At 60.9% G+C, this 11939-nt stretch carries 9 protein-coding genes and 1 tRNA gene; 2 read left to right on the top strand and 8 right to left on the bottom strand.

Features of this window, described 5'->3' with window-relative positions; translation table 11 throughout:
• Positions 1-178 precede the first annotated feature (178 nt).
• From C0Z19_RS15990 to C0Z19_RS15975, 4 genes are read right to left on the bottom strand one after another with little or no spacing between them, the layout of a single operon-like run.
• On the bottom strand, positions 179-760 hold the full coding sequence (locus C0Z19_RS15990; protein ID WP_233196162.1) for a hypothetical protein: 582 nt from the start codon (positions 758-760) through the stop codon (positions 179-181).
• Positions 747-2543 carry a LysM peptidoglycan-binding domain-containing protein gene (locus tag C0Z19_RS15985; protein ID WP_102610800.1) on the bottom strand — a complete coding sequence of 599 codons (1797 nt, stop codon included), beginning with the start codon at positions 2541-2543 and terminating at the stop codon, positions 747-749. The genes C0Z19_RS15990 and C0Z19_RS15985 overlap by 14 nt, the downstream gene beginning before the upstream one ends.
• Positions 2544-2556: 13 nt before the next feature.
• The gene (locus C0Z19_RS15980) at positions 2557-3096 is read right to left on the bottom strand and encodes a hypothetical protein (protein ID WP_146012080.1); all 540 of its coding nucleotides are present in this window, start codon (positions 3094-3096) and stop codon (positions 2557-2559) included.
• Between the two features lie 4 nt (positions 3097-3100).
• Complete coding sequence (locus tag C0Z19_RS15975) at positions 3101-5983, bottom strand: type VI secretion system Vgr family protein (RefSeq protein ID WP_102610798.1); 2883 nt, start codon at positions 5981-5983, stop codon at positions 3101-3103.
• A gap of 294 nt (positions 5984-6277) precedes the next feature.
• On the opposite strand from C0Z19_RS15975, the gene C0Z19_RS15970 reads away from it, so the two are divergent.
• Complete coding sequence (locus C0Z19_RS15970) at positions 6278-6565, top strand: HigA family addiction module antitoxin (RefSeq protein WP_102610797.1); 288 nt, start codon at positions 6278-6280, stop codon at positions 6563-6565.
• A gap of 116 nt (positions 6566-6681) precedes the next feature.
• Here C0Z19_RS15970 and C0Z19_RS15965 read toward each other — a convergent pair.
• From C0Z19_RS15965 to fdhE, 4 genes are all read right to left on the bottom strand, one after another.
• A tRNA-Sec gene (locus C0Z19_RS15965) sits at positions 6682-6774 on the bottom strand.
• A gap of 73 nt (positions 6775-6847) precedes the next feature.
• Entirely contained in the window at positions 6848-8767 is a 1920-nt protein-coding gene (gene selB / locus C0Z19_RS15960; RefSeq protein WP_102610796.1) for a selenocysteine-specific translation elongation factor, read from the bottom strand.
• The gene (selA, locus tag C0Z19_RS15955; protein WP_102610795.1) at positions 8767-10236 is read right to left on the bottom strand and encodes an L-seryl-tRNA(Sec) selenium transferase; all 1470 of its coding nucleotides are present in this window, start codon (positions 10234-10236) and stop codon (positions 8767-8769) included. The genes selB and selA overlap by 1 nt, the downstream gene beginning before the upstream one ends.
• Positions 10237-10269: 33 nt before the next feature.
• Positions 10270-11211, bottom strand: a complete 942-nt coding sequence (fdhE, locus tag C0Z19_RS15950; protein WP_102610794.1) for a formate dehydrogenase accessory protein FdhE — start codon at positions 11209-11211, stop codon at positions 10270-10272.
• 158 nt (positions 11212-11369) lie between these two features.
• On the opposite strand from fdhE, the gene C0Z19_RS15945 reads away from it, so the two are divergent.
• Positions 11370-11918, top strand: coding sequence for a GNAT family N-acetyltransferase (locus C0Z19_RS15945; RefSeq protein ID WP_102610825.1), 549 nt, complete (start codon positions 11370-11372; stop codon positions 11916-11918).
• Positions 11919-11939 lie beyond the last annotated feature (21 nt).

Genomic DNA, 11939 nt, shown 5'->3' with positions numbered 1-11939 from the left:
ACACGCATTACCAGAGGCTTCAGCCACTTCGTTACCTCCATGACTGCTCCAGTTGCTTCCGGCTGGAGCGGTTGCCGGGCGGGGCTTGCACCCGCTGGAAAGCGCCACCTTTTCACGGCGCACACCCGAAGCGGTCCTTCGCTTTCAATCGGAGCCGCCTTCGCCGAGACGATTTTGATTAGTTTCCGGCCTTCGATTCCGGGCATGTGATAAAAAACACCTCGACGCTCGTCAACTTTACCTTGTGCTTTTGCTTTATAAACGTAATCGCCAAGTTGCTAAGGCGCTGGCTCATCACGCACTGAGCGCCCTTCGCCTGGTAGGTCACGTCGAGAACGCATTCGTGCTTCGGGAAGGTCTTGGTTGCACGGCCATTTTCGACGGACGGTTCCTCGCCGCGCAGTTGCCCCTTTACATAGTCGAACACGGGCTTCTCGAAACTCGTTCTATCAGGAAATAGCGTCTGGTGATCGTTGACCATCCCAATAAACCAGTCGATCTTCTTGCTAGCAGGCTTCCCGGTTCGCTGGAGCATCGCCCCGTCCGCAACATTGGTCAACAACTCGAATTTCGCTGGATCGACGAATTTTTCAAATGCGGCTCGATCCGGATAAGCGCCGAAAAAGTCGCGATCGATGCTAGCAACATCCGATTGCGTCAGGCAGTCCGACAGAGGGATCGCGCTGGCGTCCGCGCACCAGGCCGATGCGACGATACCGAGCACCACCAAAAGGAAGCGACGGGACTTAACGCGTACCATGACCTTTCGGGTCCTTAATGTGATGAAGTTTGTTCAGATCCTCAGCGGAGGCCTGCGGTAGCTGCGCCCCTCGTGCGATCTCCTGTTGCGCGAAAGGAAGGTAGCTCAGGGGCACGTAGTAGCCGTGTATCTCTTTCAGTTTGAACTCCGCGAAATCGATCGTGCCTCCAAACGTGCCGCCGCCGCCTTGGTTTCCTCCAAGGACGACGAGCCGCCCCGTCTTGGGGTCTATACCATACACGAACATGACGTGCCCTAGATTCGCCTCGACAGCAATTGCACCGAAGATCGGCTGTTTAATTTCAGGAAAGCTGGGATCGCCGACAAACTTGCGCGCCCGATGCCGGTCGATGCGCGCGGCCACCATGGCGCGCCCGTCTTGCTTCATCACCCAGTTGACGAACGCGGCGCACCAAGCATTGCGACTGCCCGACAACGTTTTGAACGGGTTGTGATCGTCGATCTCTGCGTGATAGTTCATCGTCTTCGTGATCACGGTCTCGTCGGCCCCGCCCCATCGTTCCGCCTCCTCAATCGCGATCGCCATCCAAGATGCACGCGGTTGGTCGGGCGGCAACAGAACAAGGGGGCGCCCAAGGCCGGCTTGCGTTCGCGGAACATCAACGTGCGCAGTCGCGGCGGAAGATGCGGATGAGGGCGACGCTGGCGCGGAAGCAGATTCGGGAGCCGATGCAGACGCGGGAGTCGAAGCTGGTGAAGGCGTTGACGCGTGCGCTGCGCCGGGCGCCGAGTGCGCGGCCTTCGTTGCATGCGGCGCATGGTGCGGCGCTCGTTTAGCGGGCGCGCTCTTGTGCTTCGCGGCGGCTGCATCGCCCTGCGAGGAAGCGCCATAAATCACGAGCGTCTTGCCGACGATGATCAGATCGCTATGGCCCAAGTGATTGTCAGCCTCTAGCTTGGCGACCGACGTCTTGAACCGGCTTGCGATTTTCGAGAGCGAGTCGTGCGGCTCGATCCGGTAGGTGATCGGCGCGCGCGGCGCCTGCGCCGATTGCGCCAGCGGGACATGAGGCGCCGTCGACGCTTCGGTCGTGAACATCTCACGCACGAGCAGATACGATTTGGAGACCTGCGCCTGCCCGACCGTCATGACTTTTTGCAGTTGCGCTTTCGCGTCCTGGATCAGAATGTCGACGCTGCCGCCCGACAGCACGAGCGTGGGCAACGCCCCCGTCGTTCCCGTCGTCAGCACGCGTTCCCTGCCACCTTGGCGGACAACCACTTGCTGCCCTGCGATCGGCCGGGCGCCGTCGGACAACGTGATGTTCGCGCCCTTCACCCATTTCTCCGATCTCGTCGATGGGTAAGCGTGGTACCCCTCCAGCGTTTCGATGCAGTCCGCCAGTTTGTCCAGTTGAGCGTCCGATAGCATGCCCAACTTCGTATCCGCAGCGATAGACGTGCGGTCAATCACGGAATGCAGGTACTTTTTAGGATCGTTCCCATCCTGCTTCGGCGCAAATACCGGGACGGTATCGGCCAATGTCGTCTCGCCGTAACCGTCCGGATCTTTGAGGAGGCGCTTGAGTTCCGACCGCCCCGTTTCATAGTCGGGAAAAATCAGAAAGACGCCCCCGTCCCTCATCGTTGCGCGGCCGATACTCGTCGTGATCTTTCGCCGTCTTGCCGGCCTCATGTTGCCGGGATTGTTGAAGCGCCAGGCTGGCGCGCCACCGCTGCGCAGCAAATGGTCGCCGTTGTCGGCGATGTATTCGGCCGTCTTGACGTCTAGGTAATAAGTCGCGCTTACAAGCTTCGGCATTGCGTCGGCCTCCTTATTTCAGCGCAGCCGCGTTGTCGTTCAGCGCTTTTTCGACGGTATAGCCGTTCGCGCCGGCGTGTCGGGTAGTCTTTTCCAACTGGAAATAGTAGGCCCACTTGCCGTCGTTTCCCGCGATCAGCTTGTACGTCTTTACCGCCACCGGCCCGCTACGCTCGTCGCCAGGTTCTGTCTCGCGCTCGCCGATCAACAGCCATGTGGCGGCGTCCTTCTGCACGATCGATGCATCCTCGAACGCGGAATCGCCGTCGCTCGATTCGGTCACCGTCAGAGTGTATTTCGACTGATCTTTTCCGTCGACGAGCGGTATCTGGTAGAGCTTCTTGTCCGCCGACGCCTCGAAATAAAAGGTGTACTTCAAGAAGTACTGCGCCGCGTTATCAGTCATCGCGCCCGACATCAGCACGAGCTTGCCGTCCGCGTTGGTCCATTGATGAACGCCCGCCGTATAAGGGCCGGCCATCGCTGCTCCCGATAGCGCGCACAGGCCCGCGCCAACCCACTTCAAAACCCACTTCGACAAGCGACGATTCACTTTCTCATTCCTCCAACGACGCAATTTGCCCAAGCACCGCGTCGGACAACAACGCGCGCACATCCTCCGGATGGAAAAACGCGCCGCCTTCCTGATCGAGCACTTCGGCGTAGTCGCCAAGCGATTGTTCTTCGTCCAAAAGCGCCTGCCCGTCCTCGGTATCGGGCAAGGCCGCGGCCCGTGGTACTTCCTGCACCTTCCAATCGTCGGCCCCGATTTCGAGCCGCAACGGCCTAGGCTCGTCGGTCGTAACACGAGGCAGACGCCCATCCTCGCCGATCGTGCCTTGAGCCAATACGTTATGTTCGTCGTCCGTGATCTTGAACGCCTGACCCAGCCAGCGGCTATCGGCAAGCAGCGCATCGGATCCGATGGCGGCAAACCGCGCGCTATATTTCCCAACCAGATCGCCGGTCGGCAGTTGAGGCAGCGGGTAGTCTTGGCTCACCGGCCCAGCGAACGCGCGTTGTGCCCCCTTGACGTCCACCCTCCCCGGCGCGTGAATTTCGATGTTGCCGTCCTTGATGCGGATGTACGCGCCGCCGGAGGTCAACAAGATCTCGCTTTTGCCGGCCACCTCGACCGCCTGCGTTGCCGAGACCACTTTCACGCCCTGGTGCGCCGTCAGCTCGATCGCATCCGATTGCGCTTGCACCTGGATCTTGCCCTTCGCCGCAAACAGTTTCATGCCGGCGTTCTGCACGAATAGGCTGAGCTTTTCCCCAACCGACGCAATCAACGACTTGCCGCTTGCGATATGCGTGCTCGCCCCGCTCACCACGTTGACGTGCTTTTCGGCCGATACGTGTGTCGATTGCTGGGTCGATAGCGCGATGCCCGACGGGCTCGTCATCAGCATGATCGGCTCGGCGAAGCCGTTCGCGTTCCCCGTTCCGCCGCCGGCCGTTCGCCCGCCGTCCGCCGCGCTACCCGCAACGCTCTTTTGCGTCGCATCGGTAAACGCCTTCAGCGCGTCGTAGCCGTCCTTCAAGCTTTCCGCTCGATGCGCCGCACCGGCATTGGAGAGCGCGTCGATCACGCTCTCCGCATTGACGAGTTGGCTGCTCGCCTGGCGCACGTCCAGCGGCTGCTTGGTCGACGCCGGATGGCTTGACAGCACCAATCCTTGCTCCGCGCGAATCGCGCCATAGGCATTCGACTTCAGATCGAAGCCGCTGCCGAGATAGTCGCCGCGCGTGTTGCCGGTATGGTCGACGAGATACCCCAAGTGCAGGTGCGAATCAGCGCTCGTCGAATAAAGATGAATGCGGTTCTGACCAGTGGCGTCGTCCATCACGAGTTGATTGAACCCGCTGCCACCGTATTCCTTCGATCGATAGCCCGACAGCAGTCCGTTCGTATGCCACACCGGCGGAGTCGGACCGCCATGCATGCGGCCTAAAATCACCGGCCGATCGCAATCGCCGCCCATAAAGCCGACCACCACTTCATCACCCTTGCGCAGCGGGAAATGGCCGCCGCGCTTGGAGCCTGCATCGGGAAACGCCGAGCGCACCCATACAGATGCCTTTTCATCACCTTCGTTGCGTCGATTCCATGGAAACCACACCTTCACGCGATTGAGCGAATCGGTGTAAATCTCCTCGCTGTCGGGCCCGGCGACGATCGCCGTCTGCAACGCCAGGACAGGCTTGCGATGTTCAAACGGGCTGCGGAACGGCGCGCGTCGCCGCTGCGCTTCGATCTCGACTTGGAAGTACCCTTCGCTCCCGTCCGGGTGCCGAACCTTCACACCACCGGCGTTCGCACGCGCAGCCGCCAAAACGTCGGGTTGCAAACTCTCCGCAAAATCGGCCACCTCATCCATCCCGGGCAGATTGTTGCGAATGGTCCACGTCGTTTCCAGAATCGCAAACTCGCGATCTTGTTCCGGTTCCTTATCGTGGATGGGGTGGCCTTGCAGCGTGAACCAATACCCCGGCATGGCCGAGCGCAAGCTGCCGATCGCATGAAATCGCTTCATCTGCGATTCCCAGGCTTCGACTCGCATGGCGTTGCGATGCTCGCCTCGATCGCGAACGCCCCACGAATACGCGCCGGTGTAGTCGTACACCTCGCCTTGCGCCGGGACGTCATCTCGCGCGCTGATCGCGCTGTCGACTTGCTTCGGTAGATCGGGCCGCTTGTAATCGAACGTGCGTGTGGTCAGCCTCGCGCTTTGGATCTGCTGCTGTTCTTTCCATTGCGTGAAGCCATCGACCTCCTCTCGCAATCCCGTGCGGATAAACCGCACCGTCTTCTGTTCCAACTGCGGCGCAAAGTACAAATCGCCCATCAGTACGAGCATGTGCGATTTGCCGTCCTTGGCCTGCTCGAAGCGCCCAAACACGCCCGCCTCCTCCAAGCTGCGATGCACGAAATTCCAATCGTCTTCCCACTGCACGCGGTTGGAATACTGCGGCATCGCCTGGCGCAAATCGAAGCGATAAGCGCCCTGCGCTTGCGGATGTTCGTCGACGACATCAGCAACAATCTGCTCGCCCGTCTGTTCTTGCCAATCTCGCATGTCTCTGCGTAATGGCAAAAAGCACATCCACGACGAGAATCGCAATTGATAGAACGTCAAATAGCCGTCGCTGCCCAATCGCGAGAATGTTTTCACATACCCGTGATGCGGCAGATACGATGCGTCCGATTGCTGCAACCACAGCGTGACCGGTTGCCCAATGAGCGCCTTGAGATCGATCCGATCCCCCTGCGACGAAGCGACGTCGACGACAAATTCGTAATCGCGCCCAAGCCGCGACTTGCCCTTGGCCTGCAGCGGCACGAGCCAATCATCCCCCAGCGGCGTACCGAGCTTGATTAACCGATTGTGTTGCGCGTTCCCATAGAAAAGCGCGTCGAAAAGCTGACCGAATGCCATGGCGCCCCCCTTTTATACGCAGCCGCGAGTTGCCCAAAGGCGGCAATTCTAATTGTGTGCGAAAGGGAAGTCGATAGTCTTCCGGTCATCTTTATCTCGCGCCAAAACTATACATATCTGTCCATGAATTATTTTCCGATTAAACTATTACGTTACACTTTCTATTCATTACTTTAATTCCGATGTTCGGTCGGCCAGCAGCGTATCGGATAGGGGCAATGCGTGCCCGGCGCAGCGCCTACGCGGTCACAGCCTGGTAATCGAACAGGATCGCGTCCGCATCTGGTGATTGTTATGACGATGATGCACAATCCTGCGCACCCGGGCGAGGTGCCGCGGGAATGGATCCCTGAGGACATGACCGTGGGGCAGGCGGCGGAGGCGTTGCAGATCAACCGCGTTACGCTATCCAACGTGCTGAACGGCAAGTCGGGCGTGACGGCCAGTTTCGCGCTTAGGCTTGCTGCATGGCTCGGCACGTCGCCCGAGATGTGGGTCGGCATGCAGGCGCAATGGGATTTGTGGCAGGCGCAGCAGCAGCCTATACCGAAGATCAAACCGCTTCCTCGGCACGTTGCTTGATGCCACGCCCATGACCTGCCAAGCGCGATCAACGGCCAACCTTGCGAGCACGAACAAAAAATCCGCCCGCTCCTGAGAACCTCTGAACCCCGCAGTGACCGCCCGAGAATCAGGGGCGGAAGACAGCCGGAGTCGAACCGACCCGAGAGCGTTTGACGCCCCCAACCGGGTTTGAAGCCCGGCCGCGCCACCGGACGCGAATGCCTTCCTCTTGCACGACTATCTGAGCATCACAACATAGCAACATATTTAATCAGGATAACTAACTATAAATTACCACCCTCAAAACCGCTCCTCGACCCGCGGCCCACCGCGCAGCAAGTGTGCGTCGCGATGAAAGCGCGTGAAACCCACCCGATCGAAGAATTCCAACACCTGAACCGCACGCTTGCGCCCCAATCCCGTCGCATCGCGAAAGGCCGCCACCGTCACTCTGCCCTCTCCGGCCACCGCGACATGCTCCACCACGTGGGCGACCTCGCACACCGCATCGCGATCGTAGAAAAGATCGCGCACGATCTGATACACCTCGCCGCGGCGCGCCAGCTTGCGCAGCAGCGCTCGCACCCGCTCTTCGGGCGTATCCACCGACGATGCTACGTCACGCACCCATTGGGGCTGAGCACCTGCGTCATGCAACCGCGTCAATATTTGCCGCGCCTGCCGAACCTCATCGTCGCTTAGGACTACTGAGTGTCCAGGCAGATGCAACCGTCCCCCGCTCCGCTTTAAAACGCCCGACTTCAACCATTCGTCCAGATAGGCCCGCCACATCGTTTCTTCCATCTGCGGCGCGCTCAACCTCCTGAGGCGCGCCGATTCGACGCCTTGCTCGTCCGGAAACAACTCATGAAACGCACTCAGAGCCTGCTCGACATGACACCCCAACGCCGACCATCGTTGCGGGTCGATCAACCAATCGTCGCCACCGCCCTCCCCCTTGATCGGGATAACGACCGCGCCCTCGGGCAATGCTGTCGTGTCGATTCGAACCCCGAGGCAACGTTCGATATTCGAGCGGCGAAGCCCAAGTGGCGCCGCCGCGAGCAACACCCCCGCGCTGCCGCCATCGAGCCATTGCGACACGGCATCAAGCCACGCCTTCCGTTCCGCTGACCTGCGCTTTCGCGCAGGACCCAAGGGATCGAGCACGCGGCCGCCGCCTATCGTACGCACCGCGCGCTCGTCGCGCACGATAAACCGATCGCCGACTATCGCGCACACGGGCGTATCGAATACAAGCTGCGCCCGGAACGCTTCGTTGGCCGGGGGCGGCCATTCATCGATGGCAACGACGCGCGCAACGCGATGCATTGCCCCGAGATGAATGTGCAAATGCGCCTCCTGGCGCAACCGCGGCACGGTGCCCTCGAGCGAGACCAGTTCGACATCGAGCCGATGCGAGCCCGTGGAGAGACGCTCGCATACCACCCAATCCCCTCGCTCGATCCGTTCCTTTGCCACACCAATCAGGTTCAACGCACAACGATCGCCCGCGTGCGCAATCCCGGCAGCGAGATTGTATGCATGAAGGCTTCGGACTCGTGCGACATCGCTTCCCGGTGCAAGCCATACGTCGTCACCTACCCGCACCGATCCGCCGAACACGGTCCCGGCCACTATCGTCCCCGCACCGGCCAGCGTAAACACACGGTCCACCGCAAGCCTGAACATGCCCTCCTTGGCACGCGTCCGCAACTCACGCGCGCAAGCACGCAGGTGTGCATCCAACGCCGCAACGCCGCCGTTTCCCGCACATATCGAACTGACTTCGAAGATTGGCGCCTCCGCAAGCACCGTATCGGCCAGCCACAACGCTGTTTCATCCCGTACCTGCCGCACACGCGCAGCCTCGACTCGATCGCATTTCGTCAATGCAACCGCACCGCGTTTGATCCCCAGCAATTGGACGATGGCGAGATGCTCCCTGGTTTGCGGCATGATCCCGTCGTCGGCCGCGATCACAAGCAGCACGAAGTCGATCCCGCAAGCACCGGCCACCATCGTGTGGACCAACCGCTCATGCCCGGGCACATCGACAAATCCCAACATGGCGCCGTCACACTCGACATACGCATAGCCAAGCTCGATCGATATGCCGCGTGCCTTTTCTTCTTTGAGTCGATCGGTATCGACGCCCGTCAACGCTCGCACGAGTGCGGTCTTGCCATGATCGACGTGTCCCGCCGTGCCGACGATCATCACGTCATCTCCACACATTGCCGCACAAATGCCGCCTCGTCCGCCGCTTCCAGGCAGCGGAGATCGAGCCGCAAAGCATCGTCGGCAATGCGCCCGATCACGGGACGCGGCCACGACCTCAACCGCTCCTCCAGCAGCATCAACGCTCGTCCGCCTCGCTTACCGCCCGCCCTACGGACGACAAGCCCATAACTGGGTAGACGGTCGACAGGCAGCGCGCCGCTGCCGATCTGGCTCTGCATCGGCTCGACGGTCACCGCGAACACCTCCCCCGCCGCCAGGCGAAACGCGGGGGCGACGCGCTCGGCACAGGTTTGAATCGCCGAAACCGGGCGCGTCAGCAAACGCAACGTCGTGAGTTTCTCCGGTAGAAATTCCGGTGCCCGATAGAGTCGCAGGACAGCTTCCAGCGCAGCCAGCGTCAGCTTCCCCGCACGCAGGGCGCGCTTCAGCGGATGCTTCTTCAGCTTCGCGACAAGATCGCCGCGTCCAACGATGAGCCCGGCCTGTGGGCCACCGAGCAGCTTGTCGCCGCTGAACGTCACGAGATCTGCGCCGGCCTCGATCGCTTCGCGCACCGTCGGCTCGTGCGGCAAGCCCCATTGAGCCAGATCGGCAAGCGTGCCGCTGCCGAGATCCACGACCGCGGGCAACCCGTGCGAATGCGCAAGCGCAGACAGCTCCGGCAACTCGACGGCCTTCGTGAATCCGCTGATCGCGTAATTGCTGCAGTGGACTTTCATCAACAACGCCGTACGCGAATCGATCGCGGCTTCGTAATCGGATCGATGTGTGCGATTGGTCGTCCCGACTTCCCGCAGCCTCGCACCGGCGCTACGCATAATGTCAGGAATCCTGAACGATCCGCCGATTTCGACGAGTTCTCCACGCGATACGACGACGTCCTTTCTCGCAGCCAGTCCCGACAACATCAGCAACACCGCTGCCGCGTTGTTATTGACGACGGTCGCCGCCTGCGCGCCTGTCAGCTCGCACAGCAGCTCTGCGACGACGTCATCCCGGTCGCCGCGTTTGCCCGTCGACAGATTGAACTCGAGGTTGACCGCTTGCGTCATCGCCTCGACGAGCTCACGCACCGCCGCTTCCGGCAACAGCGCCCTACCAAGGTTCGTATGCAACACCGTGCCCGTCAGATTGAAGACGGGCCGCAGCCGGCTCGCCGATTCTTTCTCCAGCCAAGTCTTCGCCATCGAAGCAACGGCCGCTTCGTCGGGCACTTCGTCGGGCACTTCGTCCAGCGAGGAAGCATGGGTCAGCACCGCCGCGTCGCGCCAGGCCGTCAACGTCTGACGTATCGCTTCGAGCACGCGGGTGCGGCCGTATGTATCGATTAGTGGCGCGGCCGCAGGCGCCGTCAACACGCGCTCGACCGAGGGCAACCGCGCCAACCCGCCGCGACCGCTTCGTTCGCCCACCCGCCCTACAGAGTCAGTTGTCGAGCCGGACATCGCCGCCTATGTCTCCCACTTTTATGTTGGGCCTCATGCGTCATCAGCAGCTTGCGGCCATAACAACGGATTGGGGGAAGCACGCCGGTATCCCGCTTCGCTCATCAACAAGTCGAGCGCCAGACTCGCGAGATCATCGGCTAACGGCTCCATGTCGTAGTCCTTTTCCTGGTAGCCGATTTTTCGATACACGCCGCACGTGTCGCACGATTCGGCCCTGATCGACTGATCGCCTTCGGCAATCGCGTGATAGGCGATCCCCTTGGTCGAATCACAATGCGAGCACTTGACACGCACCATGTGCCATTCCGTCGAACACAAGCCACATTGCAAGAAGCGATACCCCTGATAGGCGCCGCCGATACGCACGATGCTCGCAACGGGCATCGATCCGCACACGGGACATATACCAGGCGTTTCCAGGTAAGGCACATCGCGCACGTCGAGGCGGCAGGCGATGTCGGTCCATACAACCTGCAAAGCGGCCATGACGAACGGTGCGGTTGCAGGATCGACTTCGCCCGGTCGTAGCGCGAGGACGGCGTCGGCGAGGTTATCGAGCTGAGCATCATTCATCGCCCGTAACGTGTCGAGCAGCTTGCGCAGCGCCGGTGTCGCGCCGCCCGCCGCGTCGATGCGATCGACGATGCGCCGCAGCACCTCGCGCCAAGCCGGGTCACGCGCGCCGCCGAGCGCATTCACAACTGGCATCGAGTGCGCCTCTGCGTGTTCTACCGCATGGAAGCACGGCGTGGAAGCGGAGAATGTGGCGAATATAGCGAGTGTTTCGTGCTGGATTTCGACGACTTTCGCCATCAACTGCAAATAGCCCGCAATCGCATGCCCCTTCGCAAGGTGCCGCAATCGTGCCGCCCGATCGGCAAACACGGTTCCGCGCTGCGGCAAACGCAGGTGCGGAATCGCCGTTCGGTCGAGCCCTTCGATTTCGCCGGGCTGCAAGATGCGTTGAGTCACGAACCAGCCTCGATCATGTGACCCGCCCGCGGCCGTTTTTTTGCGCCGCACGATGGGGAATCGGGATGTCTGCTTTACGGTTGTATGACAAAACGCTGCGAAGGTAAATGTCGGTATACACTGCCGATCGCCAAACGAGCCCGAATAGTCACATTCTCATGCCGCCTCTCGATGCTTCATCGTTGTCCACCGCACGTCTGACCTTACGTCCGCTGCGCGCCGACGACGCCCTGCCGCTGTTCACGATGTATTCGGATGCGGCGTTCATGCGCTATTGGTCGTTTCCGCTCATGAAGCGGTTCGAGCAAGCCGTCGACTACGTCGCTCACCGATTGCAGGGCTCGGCGGCGGAAATCGAAATCGTTTGGTCCGTCGAATTGACTGCAACGCATGAAGTCATCGGGATCTGCTCGCTGTTCAATCTGGAAATGGCCGCACAGCGCGCCGAGATCGGCTTCGGCTTGCAGAGTGCGTATTGGGGCAAGGGCTATATGAGTGAAGCGGCGCGCGCCGTGGTCGATTGCGGGTTCGACGTCCTGCGGCTGCATCGCATCGAAGCCGATATCGATCCTCGCAATCGGGCGTCGGCGCGCGTGCTCGAAAAGCTGGGTTTCGTGCGTGAGGGGTTGCTGCGCGAACGCTGGATCGTCGATGGAGAGATCTCGGATAGCGCGATCTACGGGTTGCTTCGTACCGACCGCCGATAGACGCTCACGCAGCGAAGCACC

This window comes from Trinickia soli (assembly GCF_002879855.1).
Lineage (GTDB): Bacteria > Pseudomonadota > Gammaproteobacteria > Burkholderiales > Burkholderiaceae > Trinickia > Trinickia soli.
Note: the sequence above shows the minus strand (reverse complement) of the source record. Positions and strands in the feature narration are given on the sequence as shown.

Excerpts from the sequence above, each read along its gene's own strand:
- selA (WP_102610795.1), bottom strand. The coding sequence starts at position 10,236 with ATGTCCGGCTCGACAACTGACTCTGTAGGGCGGGTGGGCGAACGAAGC.
- C0Z19_RS15970 (WP_102610797.1), top strand. The coding sequence starts at position 6,278 with ATGACGATGATGCACAATCCTGCGCACCCGGGCGAGGTGCCGCGGGAA.
- C0Z19_RS15945 (WP_102610825.1), top strand. The coding sequence starts at position 11,370 with ATGCCGCCTCTCGATGCTTCATCGTTGTCCACCGCACGTCTGACCTTA.
- C0Z19_RS15975 (WP_102610798.1), bottom strand. The coding sequence starts at position 5,983 with ATGGCATTCGGTCAGCTTTTCGACGCGCTTTTCTATGGGAACGCGCAA.
- selB (WP_102610796.1), bottom strand. The coding sequence starts at position 8,767 with ATGATCGTCGGCACGGCGGGACACGTCGATCATGGCAAGACCGCACTC.
- C0Z19_RS15990 (WP_233196162.1), bottom strand. The coding sequence starts at position 760 with ATGGTACGCGTTAAGTCCCGTCGCTTCCTTTTGGTGGTGCTCGGTATC.
- C0Z19_RS15985 (WP_102610800.1), bottom strand. The coding sequence starts at position 2,543 with ATGCCGAAGCTTGTAAGCGCGACTTATTACCTAGACGTCAAGACGGCC.